This window comes from Curtobacterium sp. ME-Dv--P-122a, assembly GCF_030209645.1.
In the GTDB taxonomy this organism is placed as follows: domain Bacteria; phylum Actinomycetota; class Actinomycetes; order Actinomycetales; family Microbacteriaceae; genus Curtobacterium; species Curtobacterium flaccumfaciens.
The window spans coordinates 95,337-110,543 of the sequence record NZ_JARVRO010000012.1; the positions used below are offsets into that span (position 1 = coordinate 95,337).

Sequence of the window (15,207 nt, forward strand, 5' to 3'; positions counted from 1 at the left end):
GTGGTTCGTGGACCCGTGGTCAGGGGGCCGAGGGCCGGCCCCGCGCTCGGCTGCCCGACACTACCAGGGTGGTCCCGGCGCCCCCTGGGCGCGGTCGGTGGTCGGACAGGAGGCGCGGGTCGGGTCCGCGGTGTGCGGAACCCGACCCGCGCCTCCCGGTCGAGAGCCGTGCCTACGCCGTCAGCGCACCCGCCGCGACCGCAGCGTGCAACGCGTCGCGCCAGTCGCGCATCGGCGCGAGTCCGGCACGCGACCAGCCGTCGTGGCCGAGCACGCTGTACGCCGGGCGCGGCGCCGGCCGGACGAAGGCGGCGCTGTCGGTGGGCAGCACGCGCTCCGGGTCGAGCCCGAGTTCGCGGTAGATGGCCTGCGTGAAGTCGAACCAGGAACCCTGGCCGGCGTTCGTCCCGTGGTAGATGCCTGCGGGGGCGTCCCCGTCGACGAGCTCGACGATCCGCGCGGCGAGGTCGCCCGTCCACGTCGGCTGGCCGACCTGGTCGGTGACGACGCTGACGGTGTCGTGCGACCCCGCGAGCCGGAGCATCGTCGCGGCGAAGTTCGGCCCGTGCGCGCCGTAGATCCACGCGGTGCGGACGACGTACGAGGTGTCCGGGGCGATCGCGCGCACGAACGCCTCGCCGGCGGCCTTCGTGCGGCCGTAGGCGTTGATCGGGTCGGTCGGCGCATCCTCGGCGTACGGCGCGGTGCCGTTGCCGTCGAAGACGTAGTCGGTCGACACGGTGACGAGCTTCGCACCGTGGCGGACCGCGGCCTCGGCCAGGAGCTTCGGCCCCGTCGCGTTGACCGCGTGGGCGTCGTCCTCGTGGTCTTCCGCGTCGTCGACCTTCGTGTAGGCGGCCGAGTTGATCACGACGTCGTGCCCGGCGACGGCGGCGTCCACCGCGGCCGGGTCGGTGATGTCGAGGTCCGCCCGCGACAGCGCGGTGACGTCGCGGCCGGCGAGTGCGGCCTGGAGGTCCTGGCCGAGCATGCCGGCGGCGCCGGTGATGAGGTACCTGGTCACGGTGTGCCGGTTCAGCTCAGGGCCGCACGCTGCTTGAGCGGCTCCCACCAGGCGCGGTTGTCGCGGTACCACTGCACGACGTCGGCCAGGCCCTGCTCGAACGGCACGAGCGGCTCGTAGCCGAGCTCGGCCTGGATCTTCGAGATGTCGACCGAGTAGCGCAGGTCGTGGCCGAGACGGTCGGCGACGCGGTCGACGTACGACCAGTCCTTGCCGGTCGCGTCGAGCAGCAGCTGCGTGAGCTCCTTGTTGGTCAGCTCGGTGCCGCCGCCGATGTTGTAGATCTCGCCGGCGCGGCCACGGGTCAGGACCATCGCGATCCCACGGGTGTGGTCGTCGACGTGCAGCCAGTCGCGGATGTTGTTGCCCTCGCCGTACAGCGGCACGTGCACGTCGTCGATGAGGTTGGTGACGAAGAGCGGGATGACCTTCTCGGGGAAGTGGTACGGCCCGTAGTTGTTCGAGCAGCGCGTGATCGAGAGGTTCAGCCCGTGCGTGCGGTGGTAGCTGCGGGCGAGCAGGTCGCTGCCGGCCTTCGACGCCGAGTACGGCGAGTTCGGCTCGAGCGGGCGCTCCTCGTCCCACGAGCCCTCGCTGATGGAGCCGTAGACCTCGTCGGTGGAGACGTGCACGAAGCGTTCGGTGCCGTGGCGGAGCGCGGCGTCGAGCAGGCGCTGGGTGCCCACGACGTTGGTCTCGACGAAGATGCCGGAGTCGCGGACCGAGCGGTCGACGTGGGACTCGGCGGCGAAGTGCACGATGGCGTCGACGGTCGGGACGACCTCGTCGAGCTTCGCGGCGTCGCGGATGTCGCCGTGCACGAAGGTGTAGCGGGGGGAGTCGGCGACCGGGGCGAGGTTCGCTTCGTTGCCGGAGTAGGTCAGTGCGTCGTAGACGACGACCTCGGCGCCCTCGAGGCCGGGGTACGCGTCCTCCAGCGTGCGGCGGACGAAGTTCGAGCCGATGAAGCCGGCTCCTCCGGTGACGAGGATCTTCACGAGTTCTCTTTCCTGACGGTCGGTTCGTGGGTCGGCGGCGATTCTAGCGGGCCGCTGGTGGGGTCGGCGGAGGTGCGCCACACCAGGACGACAGTCGAGACGGCGGCGGCCGCGAACACGATGGCCACCAGCAGGATCGCGAACGGCCCGGCGACTGCGCCGCCGGCCATCGCGGAGATCCCGCCGGGCGTGATGCGGAACTGCGTGTTCTCCCACCCGCCGCGGTAGGTCAGGCCGATGCCGTACGTGCCGATCGCGAGCGAGCCGACGACCGCCAGCCGGGCCAGGCGTCGGCGGAGCTCCGGACGGACGACGAGGGCGTGCCACGCGACCGCCTGGGCGAGCACGAGCGCGACGACCGCGACGAACAGGAACCGGCCCTGCAGCCCGTTGCCCTGGTGCGTGCCGAGGTAGTTCCGCCAGTTGTAGGCGAGGGTGGCGACGAGGACCACCGTCGGCCAGACGAGCAGGATCGTGGTCACCCGGCGGCCCGGAGCCCGGCGGGCGTACGACCACCCGATGACGGCCAGTCCGACGACCGCGAGCGTGTCGATGACCATCGACGGCAACGGCCACTGGTTCGCACCGAGTGCGCCGAAGAACGAGGCGGTCAGGCCGTCCCACTGGCGCCCGGCGAACGCCCCGGGGTTCGCACCGCCCGCCGGGTACGGCTGCACGGTCGTGACGGCGCGCAGGGCGTCGGGCAGGAGCGTCCCGCTCACGAGCAGCGTCCGCACCCACCACCAGCCGGACACGGCGACGGCAGCGAGGACGACCACGCCGGCGTGCAGGGCCCGGCGACCCCACGTCCGGCCCGGTGCCAGGGCGGACACGAGGACGACGAACGGGATCGCCAGGAGCCCGAGCGCGTTCAGGGCCGCCAGTCCGGTGACGGCGACGGCGAGCCCGGCGGTGGTCCACCACGAACGGTCGCCGGTGAGCACGCGTGCGCTCAGCCAGACGAGCACGGCGCCGAGCAGGACGACCGGTGCCCACACCGTGACGCCGGAGGTGACCTGCGCCAGCTGCGGGACGGCGAAGAGCAGGACCGGGGCGACGAGTGCGGTGCGGGGCGAGCGGGTCACCCGACGGACCGTCGCCCAGACCAGGACCGGCAGCGCGGTGACGAGCAGCACGTCGAACACGCGGAGCACGAGCACCGACGTCGCCCAGTCGTGGGAGCCGAACCGGATGACGCGCAGGATCCCGGCGGCCACCAACCAGTACGTCGGCGGGTTCTGGGACATCGGGTCGATCGCGGGGGAGTCCCCGGGCACGGCCGCCAGCAGCGCGTCGACCGTGGGGCGGTCGACGGCCGGCGCCGGGTGCTCGACGATCTGGCGCACGGCGGCGAGGTAGTGCATCTCGCCGCCGTGCGGCCAGCCGAGTCCGAGCGCGAGGCGGAACGCGGCGTCGACGTGCGCGGGCTCGTCGGGTGTCCCGAAGGCCGGGGTGACCAGGGCGAAGATCAGCAGGAACGCGAGCCAGGCCAGCGTCACGGTGCCGAGCAGGACCCACTCGTGCCGGCCGACGAGCGGTCGCGGGGCGCTCACGCGGGCACCTCCGGACGGCGCATGAACCGGACGAGCAGCACGGCGGTGACGGTCAGTGCGACCGCGGCGACGGCGACGAGGGTGAAGTTCGTGCCGGCGGGGACCATGCCGTAGCGGTCGAACCGGCCGACCGCGAACTCGTCGACCCAGAAGGCGGCGTCGCGCCCGAAGGCCCGCAGCGCGTAGACGACGCCGTACAGCGCGATGGCCATCGCCGCGATCGACATCCCGACGGCGAGCCGGGTGGTGCCGGCTGCCGTCACGGTGACCCGGCGCCAGGCGAGGGCGCTCAGGGCGATGAGGGCGATGAGCGTGGGGTAGTAGTAGCGCCCCTGGGTGCCGGCGACGATGGTGCTCCGGACGTACCCGCCCCACCCGCTCTGCAGGTGCAGGGCGATGAGGATCACGGGGAACGACGCCAGCACGATCGCCGGGCGGAGCGACGGACCGCGGCGGAAGCCCCAGACGACGATGCCGACGAGCGACGCGATGGTCAGCCCGTCGATCAGGACCTGGGCGAGCTGGAACTGGGTGAGACCACCGACGCTGCCCCAGAATGTCCGGGTGACGCCGTTCCAGTAGTCGCGGAGGAACACCTCGGGGCTGGCGGCGGTGCCGGCCGGGAACGGCATCGGCGGACGTGCGCCCGCCATGCCGTCCGGCTGGATGTCGCGGTACACGAGGATGTTGCGCAGCCACCACCAGCCACCGACGGCGGCGGCGAGCCCCAGGGTCCACAGCGTCCGGAGCGCGTTCCGCCAGACGGTCGCCCGGGTGCAGCCGGCGGCCATCACGGCGATGCCCACGAACGGGATCGCGGGCAGTGCGGTGCCCTTGACGAGCAGCATCGCCCCGAGCAGCAGCCCGATCCAGATGGTCGTGCGCACACGCAGGTCGCCGGTGAGCAGCCGCACCACGAAGTACACGAGCGCCCCGGCCAGCGGCAGCATGAGCGCGTCGTTCGTGACCGAGGTGCCGATCGAAGCGACCTCGGGCAGGGCGAACACCGCTGCACCGCCGACCAGGGCGGCCCGTGGTGAGCGGGTCAGCCGACGCACGGTCGCCCACGCGAGGAACGGCAGCGGCAGGACGAGCAGGGCGTCGAACAGTCGCAACACCATGACGGCGAGGTCCCAGCGGAGGTCCTCGAAGTGCACCAGCTGCAGGACCCCGGCGGCCAGGGCGTAGTACGTGGCGGGGTGCTGCGACATCTGGTCGATGCTCGTCGGGTGCACGCCCGGGAACTCGCGGAGCAGCTCGCCCCACGTCTGGTTCACGTCGGTCGACTGCCGCATGTTGCTGATCTGGGTGTCGTGCACCGCGTTGAGGTAGTGCATCGCCCCGGGCGCGGGCCAGCCGTCACCGATCGCCAGGTGCAGCACGGCGTCGACGTGGGTCGGCTCGTCCGGGGCCTTGTACGTCGTGGTGACGACGGCCCAGACCGCGAGGACGGCGGCGAACGCCACCGTCAACGCGATCACGAGGATGCGCTCGCGCCGCCCGACCGCGGGTCGGACGTCGGAGCGCGACACGGCCGGGGCCGTGTCAGTCGCCATACCGCTGCAGTTTCTGCAGGTCGAGCTGCTCCTCGGCCAGCGTGCGGTTGAGGCGGGTGAGATCGGCCACGACGCCGATGACTATGGACAGGAGCGCCGTGATGAGCAGGACGACACCGAGGATGATCGACTGCAGGTGGTTGCCGCCCGTCTGCATCGCCAGGAGCACCAGGTAGCGGATGAGCGGCCAGAGTCCGAGTGCACCGAGCACCGCGGCGACCCAGAGGAACAGTGCCATGGGCCGGTACATCAGGTAGACGCGGGCGATCGCCGAGCCGGACTCGAACATGTGCTGGAAGATGTTGTTGAAGAGCCGCGACTCGCGGGTCTTCGGGTTCGTCGTGATCGGCACCGACGCGATCGCCAGGCGCTTGTAGCCGGCCTGCACGATGGTCTCCATGCAGTAGCTGAAGCGCGTCACGATGTTCAGGCGGATGAGCGAGTACTTCGAGTACGCGCGGAACCCGCTCGCCGCGTCGGGCAGGTCGAGCCCGGCAGCGCGGCTGGCGACCCACGAGCCGAAGCGCTGCATGACCTTCTTGAAGCCGGAGAAGTGCTCGATGGTGCGCGTCTGCCGGTCGCCGATGACGATCTCGGCTTCCTTCCGGAGGATCGGCTGCACGAGCTCGGCGATCTGTGCCTGCGGGTACTGGTTGTCCCCGTCGGTGTTCACGACGATGTCCGCACCGTGCAGCAGCGCGTAGTCGACCCCGTCACGGAACGAGCGGGCGAGGCCCATGTTCGTGGTGTGGTGCACGAAGTGCTTGACGCCGTGCTCCTTGGCGACCTCGACGGTGCGGTCGGTGCTGCCGTCGTTGATCACGAGGATCTCGATCTCGTCGATGCCGTCGATCTCCCGCGGGATGGAGTCGATGACGCTGGCGAGGGTGTTCTCCTCGTTGAGGCAGGGGATCTGGACGAATAGCTTCACGGGCTCGCTTGGTCTCGTTTCGGGAGTCGCAGCGCGCGGGGCGCGGGGCACAGAACCAGGACAGCCTATGCGAACTCACGGCTTGCTAGGCTTCCCCGGTGCAGATCCGCGAACTGAAGATCCCTGGCGCGTGGGAGTTCACGCCCGTCCAGCACGGCGACGCACGAGGAGCATTCCTCGAGGCGTACCGCGCCGACGTGGTCGAGGAGACCGTCGGTCACCCGCTCGACCTCCGCCAGGTGAACATGTCGATCTCCGCGGCCGGCGTCGCCCGCGGCATCCACTACGCCCTCGTCGCGCCGAGCCAGGCGAAGTACGTCACCGCCGTGCGCGGGGCGTTCATCGACTACATCGTCGACATCCGCGTCGGGTCACCGACGTTCGGCCAGTGGGACTCCGTCCGGATCGACGACGTCGACCGCAAGGCCGTCTACCTGTCCGAGGGGCTCGGCCACGCGATCGTCGCGCTCGAGGACCAGTCGACCGTGAACTACCTGGTCAGCGCGCACTACGACCCCGAGCGCGAGAAGGGGATCACGATCCTCGACCCGACGGTCGGGCTCGACCTGCCCGAGGGCCTCGGCGAGCTGGTGCTGTCCGAGAAGGACACCAGCGCCCCCACCCTCGAGGAAGCCGCGGCACAGGGCCTGCTGCCGACGTACGAGGAGTGCGTCGCGTACACCGAGTCGCTCCGGACGAAGAAGTAAGGGGAAAGCGATGAAGGGCATCATCCTCGCCGGCGGTTCCGGCACGCGCCTCTGGCCGATCACCAAGGGCATCAGCAAGCAGCTCATGCCGATCTACGACAAGCCGATGGTCTACTACCCCCTGTCGACCCTGATGATGGCGGGCGTCCGAGAGGTGTTGGTCATCACGACGCCGGAGTACAACGACCAGTTCCGGGCCCTGCTCGGCGACGGCTCGGCGCTCGGCATGGAGATCCAGTACGCCGTGCAGCCGTCCCCGGACGGTCTGGCGCAGGCCTTCGTCATCGGTGAGGAGTTCATCGGCGACGACAGCGTCGCCCTCGTCCTCGGCGACAACATCTTCCACGGCACCGGCCTCGGCACGAACCTCCGGAAGAACACCGACGTCCAGGGTGCGACGATCTTCGCGTACCACGTGGCCGACCCGAAGGCGTACGGCGTCGTGGAGTTCGACGACGACTTCACCGCCGTCTCCATCGAGGAGAAGCCGGCCGAGCCGAAGTCCAACTACGCCGTCCCCGGCCTGTACTTCTACGACAACAAGGTCATCGAGATCGCCAAGACGATCGAGCCGAGCGCCCGCGGCGAGCTCGAGATCTCCACGGTCAACGAGCGCTACCTCGAGGCCGGCGAGCTCGGCGTCCAGGTCCTCGACCGCGGCACCGCGTGGCTCGACACCGGCACGTTCGAGTCGATGATGCAGGCGTCGGAGTACGTGAAGGTCATCGAGGACCGTCAGGGCTTCAAGATCGGCTGCATCGAGGAGATCGCCTGGCGGAACGGCTGGATCGACGACGCGCGGCTCGCCGAGCTCGCCGCGCCGCTGGTCAAGGGCGGCTACGGCGTCTACCTGCAGCGACTCCTCGGCGTCTAGCTCCGCACGTGACCCCCGCCCCCGGTTGGTTCGGTCGCCGACGTCGCGACACGACGGCTCCCGACCACCCCGACCGGGAGGCCCGTCCCGTGCCCGCAGCGCCGGCTGACGTCGTGCGCGTGGCCGGCTTCGACCGTCCCCTGCCGCGGCTGGACCACGACGTGACGGTGCTCGTCACGACCCGTTCGGACCGGCACGCCGAGGTCGCCCGGCTCGTGTCGGTCGCCCGTGACGCCTTCGGCCGCGGGGTCGACGTCCGGGCCGTGAGCTACGTCGCGGACGCCTCGCCGGTCGACCCGTTCGGCCGTCGCCTGCCGTGGGTCCGACCGGAACCCGTCGACGGCCTCGGCTCGGCGATCAACGCCGGTGTCGCAGCCGGTGTGGGCCGGACGCTCGTGGTGGTCGACACCTCGGTGTCGGTCGACGTGCCTGCACTGCACGCGCTGGCGGCGGCGGGCTCGGTCGCGCAGGCCCGGGTCCGGATGCCGGACGGGACGCTCCGCTCCGGGGCCCGGCTGCTGCGCCCCGGTGCCCTGCCATGGTCGGACGACCGCGCCGACGCCGTGACCGACGTCGACACCGTCTTCGCGGCGGACCAGCCGGTGCTCTCGGTGCCGGGGGCGGCGCTGGTGCCGGCACCGTGCCTCCCGGACGAACGCATGACCCTGACGGCCTGGAGCCGCGCGGTCGCCGATGCCGATGGCGGAGCCGTGCGCGTCGTCGGCGAGGCGACCCGTTCGGTCGAGGCCGGCCGCACCGTCGACGCCGCGACCGTCGACGCGTTCACCGCCTGGCGTGACCGCGCGTCCGAGGGCGACGGTGTCGTCGCCGGACCGCCCCTGCCGCCCTGGGGTGCCCGGCCGGTGGCCCCGGCCGCGCGCGTGACCGGTGGCGACGCCGAACACCTCACCTGGTCGCTCAAGATCGCTGCGCCCGCCGGGCCGGAGGGCGACGGCTGGGGCGACGTGCACTTCGCCGCCGAGCTCGCCGGGGCTCTCGAGCGGCTGGGGCAGCGCGTCCGGATCGACCGACGCGACGCCCACGTGCGGGTCGACGATGCCTCGGACGCCGTCACGCTGGTGATCCGGGGCCTCGACCGGGTGCCGCCGAACCCGGCGTCGGTGAACCTGCTCTGGGTGATCAGCCACCCCGATGACGTCGCCGACACCGAACTGCGGTCGTTCGACGCGGCCTTCGCGGCCGGGCCGGTGTGGGCAGCCGCAGCCGCTGCGCGTGCGGGCGTGCCGGTCCGGACCCTGCTGCAGGCGACCGAGCCGGCGGTGTTCCACCCGGGCGCGCGCACGGCGACGAGCCCCGATGCCGACCACGTGGTGTTCGTCGGCTCGACCCGCGGTGCCGCGCGACCCATCGTGTCCGACGCGGTCGCGCTCGGTGCCGATCTGCGCGTGCACGGTCCGGGGTGGGACGAGGTCGTCCCGGCAGAGTCGCTCGGCGAACCGTCGCTGACCCGGGCCGAGGTCGCGGCGGCCTACGCCTCGGCGCGTGCGGTGCTCAACGACCACTGGCCCGACATGGCCGCCGGGGGCTTCGTGTCGAACCGGGTGTTCGACGTGCTGGCGTCCGGGGGAGTCGTCGTGACCGACCCGGTGGCCGGGCTGCCCGACGTGCTCGACGTCCCGACGCTCGCGGTCGCGGGCTCCCGCGACGAGCTGGCCGACCTGCTCGAACCGGCGCGCGCGTGGCCGTCGGCTGCCGAGCGGGCCGCCGTGGCAGAGCGCATCGCCGCCGAGCACTCCTTCGACGCCCGCGCCGCGGTGCTGCTGGCGGCGGCCCGCGCCGAGCGCGCCCGCCTGCACCCGCGCCGCACCTGACGCCGTCCGGCCCGCCGCGGTGGACGCGTGCGCGTGCCGGCGCACAACCAAAGTGTGTTCGAGCCGCGCAATCCCGCGGTTCGCGTGGACTTCGGTTGTGCGGAACGCGATCGAACCGGGGCCTCCGAGGCCGCGACCGATGTGCGCACCCCGCTGCGGGCGTTGCGCCCCGAAGCGTCGGGGCGCGATGCCCGTGCGGGGGCGCGACGGCAGACCCCGCGCGCAGACCCCGCGCGCAGCGTCCCGCGAGCGGGAGCTACTTGCGCGTGACCCAGCGGGCGCGGAGCGACAGGCCCGCGTGCAGCACGACGCGCAGGGGCCAGAGCCACCACGCCCGGTACTTCCGCGACAGGAACCGGTAGGCGCTGCGGTGGTGCTCGATCTCCATCCGGCGTCGGTTGGACGACGTCGAGTGGGCTCCGGTGTGGGTGACGACCGCCGAGGGCACGTACACGTTCGCTCGTCCCGACCGACCGACGCGCTGCCCGAGGTCGACGTCCTCGAAGTACATGAAGTACGACTCGTCGAACCCGTCGAGTTCGCGGAAGAGCGACGTCCGGATGAGGAAGCACGCACCGGAGAGCCAGCCGGCCTCGCGCTCGACGACCTTCGTGGTGGACCAGTACCGCTGGCTCCACGGATTCGCCGGCCAGAACCGCGAGAACGCCGCGTGGCCGAGGCCGGTCCGGAGCGAGGGGAGCTGCCGGGCGGACGGGTAGGTCTCGCCCTGGTCGTCGAGGATCCGGGGCCCGAACGACCCACCGGACGGCAACCGGTCGGCGGCGGCCACGAGTTCGTCGATCGAGCCCTCACCGAGCACGACGTCGGGGTTCGTCACGAGCAGGAACTCCGGGCGGACGTCCGGCAGCACGTCGTCGAGGGCGCTCAGGGCCGCGTCGATCCCACCGCCGTAGCCGCGGTTGCCGCCGGAGGACACCACGACGGCGCCGTAGGACTCACCGATCGCCCGGAGTGCGTCGATGTCGGCCGAACCGTTGTCCGCGATGACGACGGCAACCGGGTCCTTCGAGGCACCGGCGACGCTCGCCAGGAACGGCCGGATGGTCTCGCCGGTGTTGTAGGTGACCGTCAGCACCGCGACCCGGATCACCGCGCACCCCCGGCGACGGACTCGTAGGCCTCGACGTGCACGGCTGCCGTGGCCTCCCAGGTGAACGAGGAGGCCCGCGTCATCGCCGCCGCACGGTGCGAGGCCACCAGCGCGGGATCGTCCAGCAGCGCCGTCATCGCGGACGCCAGCGCGGTCGCGTCGGGCTCGCTGTAGACGGCCGCGTCACCGCCGACCTCGGGCAGCGACAGCCGCCGGGTGGTCAGGACGCACGCGCCGGAGGCCATGGCCTCGACCACCGGCAGCCCGAAGCCCTCGCCGAGGGACGGGTAGACGACGAACTCGGCACCGCCGAGGAACCCGGCGAGGTCCTCGAGCGGCAGGTAGCCGGCCTCGATGACGTGGTCGGTGGGCTGCAGGGCGTCGAGCCGTGCGATGGCCGACTCGTCCCAGCCGCGGGCCCCGGACAGCACGAGCCACGGGGTCTCCGGGCCCGGACCGCCGTCCGACCCGGCAGCCGCACGTGCCGCGCGCACCGAGGCGTACGCGTCGAGCAGCGCCGTGACGTTCTTCCGCGGTTCGATGGTGCCGAGGAACGCGATCCACGGAGCACCCTCGGGCAGGGTGGCGGCGATCCGGGCGTCCTCGACCGCGGCGACATCGGGCTCGTGGAACACCGTGCGGTCGACGCCGAGCGGTGCGACCCGGACGTCGGCGCGGATGCCGGTCACGACCCGGGCGGCCTCGGTCGCGGTCGCGGCGCTCGGCACGATGACAACGGGTCGGGTGCGGAGGGACCGGCGGCTCCACCAGGTGAAGAAGGTGCGCTTCAGGCGCGAGTGCCATTCGGGGTTGGAGAAGAACGTGGCGTCGTGCAGCGTGACGACGGAACCGCCGCGCCAGCCGAACGGGAACGTGTAGTGCGGGGAGTGCAGCACCTGCGCCCCGAGCCGACGGCCGAGCGCCGGCAGCCCGGTCTGCTCCCACAGGAACCGCAGCGGCACCGAGTCGGTCCAGCCCGGCGCCGTGTGCACGGTCGCGTACGGCGCGACGGCGGCGAAGTGCGGGGCGTGCACGGGGCGGACGACCAGGTGGACGTCGAGCGACGGGTCGGTCAGGTGCGAGACGACCCCCTCGACGTAGCGTCCGACGCCGCCGAGCGCCTGCGGTACCGCGGTCCCGTCGACGAGGACGGTGAGCTGCGGCACGCGTGGTTCCTTCCGGGCGGGGACGTCGTGGCCGGGGCCGTCGACGGGGGAGTGTCCAGGATAGCCCGCTGCGCTCATGCGCCCGGGTCCACGCTGCGGCGCGGGACGGACGCGCGCCGGGTCTCGCGCAGCCGGCGCGCGAGGTGGACCGGCAGGGTCCCCGCGACGTCCGCGAACGCCGTCAGGACGAGCCGCGCCTCCCGGCGGGTGCGACCGGAGGCCAGCCCACGCAGGCCGCGCACCAGGGTGCGGACGCTCGCCCGCGCGACGGTCGGCCACGGAGCGTGCCAGAGCGCGACGACGATGCGGTTGCGCGCGTTCCGGAAGACGAACAGGTCGCTCTGCACGCCGGACGACGCCGAGTGGTCGTGCTCGACGACCGCGTCGGCCGCGTGCTCGACGCGCCAGCCGCGGCGGCGCAGCCGCCAGGCGAGCTCGGTGTCCTCGTAGTACATGAACAGGGACTCGTCGAGCAGGCCGACGTCGTCCAGCGCCGTGCGGCGCAGCGCGGACGCGCCGCCGGAGAACCCGAAGACGTCGACGTCGGCGACCCGGTCGACGGGCGCGAACCAGTCGCGGTCCATCCCGTTGCCGTCGCGGTCGACACGGACGCCGGTCGAGTTGAGCCGCACCTCGCCGTCCGCCGACGGCGTCCAGCGACGACCGTCGTGGTCGCGCAGCACGCGCTGGCCGGGTGCTGGCTCCACCCCGGCCGGGAGGCTCGTCCAGCGTCCGGCGAGCACGATGCGGCCCGTCACGGCGGCGACCTCGGGCCCGGCGTGCGCCAGGTGGTCGCGGAGCGCCGCGACGAAGCCCGGTGCGGGCACGGCGTCGTTGTTCAGGAGCACGACGACGTCGGCGTCCGTGTGCCGGATGCCGGTGTTGGCCCCGGCCGCGAAGCCGCCGTTGTCGCCGCGTGCGATGACGGTGGCGTCCGGCAGGGCACGGCCGAGCACCGCGACGGAGTCGTCGGACGACCCGTTGTCGATGACGATGACGTCGTCGGCCGTGCCCTCGTCGAGCACGGCGCGGACGGCCGCGGTGGTCAGGTCGGCGCGGTTCCAGTTGACGACGACGACCGCGGTGCGGAGCGTGCCGTCGGCCCGGGGCGCGGAGCCGGCACGGGTCGTGCCGTCGGCGCGGGACCCGGTGTCGCCGTCGTCCGGGGTCAGTCGAGCTCCTCGATCGAGGGTTCGGCGTAGACCGTGCCCACGGCGTGCTCGAACCCGGGGACCTCGAACGAGTCGCACTCCGGCATGTCGTGCAGGTGGCGCCCGGCCGAGTCCATCATCGACACGTTGATGAAGTACTTGCCGGTGCCGAACGCGGTGTCGGCGATCCGCAGGCGGAGCTTCCGGCGACCGTGCAGCGGCTGCAGTTCGAGGCCCATGATGCCGGTGGTGGTGCCGTAGACGACCTGGCCACCGGCGTTGTTGATCTGGACCGCGGCCTCCCAGTCGGCGATGCCGTCCAGGTGCTCGAACTCCATGTCCACGACGAGGTCGTCGCCCGGCATGACCTCCGCGCGGGGCTCCTTGCCGTCGACGTGCACGCTCGCGCCGATGACCTTGCCCCGGCCCACGGCGACGTCGGTGCTGAGCTCGCCCTGACGGCGTTCCTCGAGCACCTCGCGGAACATGCTCACGGCCTGGACGGGGTCACCGTCGTGCAGCACCTTGCCCTTGTTGAGCAGGACGACGCGGTCGCACATCTCCTGCACCTGGCTGAGGGAGTGCGTGACGATGATGATCGTCTTGCCGGCCTCCTGGAAGGTGCGGATGCGGTCGAGGCACTTGCGCTGGAAGGCCTCGTCACCGACGGCCAGGACCTCGTCGACGAGCAGGACGTCGGGGTCGGTGTGCACGGCGACGGCGAACGCGAGCCGCACGTACATGCCCGATGAGTAGAACTTCACCTGGGTGTCGATGAAGTCCCCGATGCCCGAGAACGCCAGGATGTCGTCGAACTTCTCATCGGTCTGCTTGCGGCTCAGGCCGAGCAGGCTCGCGTTGAGGTAGACGTTCTCGCGGCCGGACAGGTCGGGGTGGAACCCGGCGCCGAGCTCGAGCAGGGCGGCGAGGCGACCGCGGCGGGACACCGTGCCGGAGGTCGGCTGGATGATGCCGCCGATGGCCTTGAGCAGGGTCGACTTGCCGGAGCCGTTCTGGCCGATGAGCCCGACGGTCGAGCCGGCCTGGATCGACACGGTGACGTCGTCGAGGGCCCAGAAGTCCTGGCGGTGCTTCCGCCCGGCGCGGCCGAGCGTGACGATGCGCTCGCGCAGGGTGTTGTCCTTGCGGACCGTGAAGCGCTTGCGGACGTGGTCGATGACGATGACGTCGGGACGCTCGGCGGTCTCGCCGGCGGTCGTCGGGGCGACGGGGGTGCTGATGGCCATGGTCTAGAGCTCCTGCGCGAAGTTGCCCTGCAGGCGGGAGAAGATCCGCTGCGCACCGATGAGGCAGAGGAGGCCGATCACGAACGCGATCCCCAGCCGCAGCATCAGGTGGTCCGGGTACGTGACGTCGGCCGGGTCGTGCAGCCAGATCGCGTTCTGCAGGCCCAGCACCGACAGGGTCAGCGGGTTGTTCGTGTAGAGGGTGAGGAGCCAGTCCGCGTTCACGGTCGCGACCACCCGCGAGTACGAGTAGACGATCGGCGAGGCCCAGAGCAGGACCATCAGGCCGACGTCGATGACGAACTGCACGTCGCGCAGGTACACGTTGAGCGCGGACAGCACCAGGCCGATGGCGGCGCCGTAGACCAGGATCACCGCGAGCGAGGGGATCAGGTAGACCAGACCTTCGTGCCACGGGAAGACGCCGATGACGACCGTCGCGGCCAGCAGGATCGCGAACTGGATGGTGAAGTTCACCAGGGCCGCGCCCACGCTGGCGAGCGGGAAGACCTCGCGCGGGACGTAGACCTTCTTGATCAGCCCGGAGTTGCCGACGATCGACCCGGTCGACCCGGCGACGATCTCGCTGAAGAGCGTGTAGGCGGTCAGGCCGGTGAAGACGTAGATCGCGAAGTTGTCGATGCCGTTGGCGGCGCCGAGGACCTTGCCGATGACGAAGTAGTAGATGAGCAGCTGGGTCAGCGGGCGCACCAGCGTCCACACGAACCCGAGTGCCGAGTCCTTGTACCGGGCCTTCAGGTCACGCCGGACGAGCATGCCGAGCATCTCGCGCTGCCGGAAGACGTCGCGCAGCTCACGGAAGGTCCCGCGGAAGGCGCTCGTCGGAGCGCCGATCACGACGAGGGGTTCCTTCGCGAGCGCGGTCATGCGGGCTTGGTCGACCATACGTCTCTTCGTTCGTGGGGGCAGGACCGGAACAGCATACTCACCGGGCCCGCGGGACGGGGTTGGGCGACGGCCGTCGTGCACCCCGAGTGGGGGTGATTCCGGCCGATCCAACCCTCAACCTTCACTTTCGAGTTACCGTTGTTGCAAC

13 protein-coding genes are annotated in these 15,207 nt (G+C 71.7%); 3 read left to right on the forward strand and 10 right to left on the reverse strand.

Annotated elements, in window-relative coordinates; translation table 11 throughout:
• Positions 1–172: 172 nt before the first annotated feature.
• Genes rfbD through QRN49_RS12960 form a run of 5 tightly spaced genes read right to left on the reverse strand, consistent with a single transcriptional unit; the run spans position 173 to position 6,062 of the window.
• Entirely contained in the window at positions 173–1,024 is an 852-nt protein-coding gene (gene rfbD, locus QRN49_RS12940; RefSeq protein ID WP_111088169.1) for a dTDP-4-dehydrorhamnose reductase, read from the reverse strand.
• A gap of 11 nt (positions 1,025–1,035) precedes the next feature.
• Positions 1,036–2,022, reverse strand: coding sequence for a dTDP-glucose 4,6-dehydratase (gene rfbB / locus QRN49_RS12945; protein WP_071406432.1), 987 nt, complete (start codon positions 2,020–2,022; stop codon positions 1,036–1,038).
• Entirely contained in the window at positions 2,019–3,575 is a 1,557-nt protein-coding gene (locus tag QRN49_RS12950; RefSeq protein ID WP_284756306.1) for a glycosyltransferase family 39 protein, read from the reverse strand. The genes rfbB and QRN49_RS12950 overlap by 4 nt, the downstream gene beginning before the upstream one ends.
• Positions 3,572–5,131 carry an ArnT family glycosyltransferase gene (locus tag QRN49_RS12955; protein ID WP_163342612.1) on the reverse strand — a complete coding sequence of 520 codons (1,560 nt, stop codon included), beginning with the start codon at positions 5,129–5,131 and terminating at the stop codon, positions 3,572–3,574. The genes QRN49_RS12950 and QRN49_RS12955 overlap by 4 nt, the downstream gene beginning before the upstream one ends.
• Positions 5,121–6,062 carry a glycosyltransferase family 2 protein gene (locus tag QRN49_RS12960; protein ID WP_071406435.1) on the reverse strand — a complete coding sequence of 314 codons (942 nt, stop codon included), beginning with the start codon at positions 6,060–6,062 and terminating at the stop codon, positions 5,121–5,123. The genes QRN49_RS12955 and QRN49_RS12960 overlap by 11 nt, the downstream gene beginning before the upstream one ends.
• A 98-nt stretch (positions 6,063–6,160) precedes the next feature.
• Here QRN49_RS12960 and QRN49_RS12965 point away from each other — a divergent pair, with 98 nt between their 5' ends.
• The 3 genes from QRN49_RS12965 to QRN49_RS12975 all read left to right on the forward strand — a co-directional run bounded on the left by QRN49_RS12965 (position 6,161) and on the right by QRN49_RS12975 (position 9,475).
• The gene (locus tag QRN49_RS12965; protein ID WP_110892675.1) at positions 6,161–6,769 is read left to right on the forward strand and encodes a dTDP-4-dehydrorhamnose 3,5-epimerase family protein; all 609 of its coding nucleotides are present in this window, start codon (positions 6,161–6,163) and stop codon (positions 6,767–6,769) included.
• A gap of 10 nt (positions 6,770–6,779) precedes the next feature.
• On the forward strand, positions 6,780–7,643 hold the full coding sequence (rfbA, locus tag QRN49_RS12970) for a glucose-1-phosphate thymidylyltransferase RfbA (RefSeq protein WP_284756312.1): 864 nt from the start codon (positions 6,780–6,782) through the stop codon (positions 7,641–7,643).
• Positions 7,644–7,732: 89 nt separating this feature from the next.
• Positions 7,733–9,475 (forward strand): glycosyltransferase family protein, encoded by a 1,743-nt coding sequence (locus tag QRN49_RS12975; RefSeq protein WP_284756314.1) that lies wholly within the window; start codon positions 7,733–7,735, stop codon positions 9,473–9,475.
• A gap of 256 nt (positions 9,476–9,731) precedes the next feature.
• Here QRN49_RS12975 and QRN49_RS12980 read toward each other — a convergent pair whose 3' ends face one another.
• The 5 genes from QRN49_RS12980 to QRN49_RS13000 form a co-directional block, all read right to left on the reverse strand.
• Entirely contained in the window at positions 9,732–10,586 is an 855-nt protein-coding gene (locus tag QRN49_RS12980; RefSeq protein WP_071406439.1) for a glycosyltransferase family 2 protein, read from the reverse strand.
• Positions 10,583–11,752 carry a glycosyltransferase family 4 protein gene (locus tag QRN49_RS12985; RefSeq protein ID WP_284756317.1) on the reverse strand — a complete coding sequence of 390 codons (1,170 nt, stop codon included), beginning with the start codon at positions 11,750–11,752 and terminating at the stop codon, positions 10,583–10,585. The genes QRN49_RS12980 and QRN49_RS12985 overlap by 4 nt, the downstream gene beginning before the upstream one ends.
• A gap of 74 nt (positions 11,753–11,826) precedes the next feature.
• The gene (locus tag QRN49_RS12990) at positions 11,827–13,002 is read right to left on the reverse strand and encodes a glycosyltransferase family 2 protein (RefSeq protein ID WP_284756320.1); all 1,176 of its coding nucleotides are present in this window, start codon (positions 13,000–13,002) and stop codon (positions 11,827–11,829) included.
• Positions 12,921–14,150: an ABC transporter ATP-binding protein gene (locus QRN49_RS12995; protein WP_163342609.1), complete on the reverse strand. Its 1,230-nt coding sequence runs from the start codon at positions 14,148–14,150 to the stop codon at positions 12,921–12,923. The genes QRN49_RS12990 and QRN49_RS12995 overlap by 82 nt, the downstream gene beginning before the upstream one ends.
• Before the next feature lie 3 nt (positions 14,151–14,153).
• Positions 14,154–15,056: an ABC transporter permease gene (locus tag QRN49_RS13000; RefSeq protein WP_111022341.1), complete on the reverse strand. Its 903-nt coding sequence runs from the start codon at positions 15,054–15,056 to the stop codon at positions 14,154–14,156.
• Between the last annotated feature and the right edge of the window lie 151 nt (positions 15,057–15,207).

Coding starts and splice junctions, on each gene's coding strand:
- QRN49_RS13000 (WP_111022341.1), bottom strand. CDS start 15,056: ATGGTCGACCAAGCCCGCATGACCGCGCTCGCGAAGGAACCCCTCGTC.
- rfbA (WP_284756312.1), top strand. CDS start 6,780: ATGAAGGGCATCATCCTCGCCGGCGGTTCCGGCACGCGCCTCTGGCCG.
- QRN49_RS12995 (WP_163342609.1), bottom strand. CDS start 14,150: ATGGCCATCAGCACCCCCGTCGCCCCGACGACCGCCGGCGAGACCGCC.
- QRN49_RS12955 (WP_163342612.1), bottom strand. CDS start 5,131: ATGGCGACTGACACGGCCCCGGCCGTGTCGCGCTCCGACGTCCGACCC.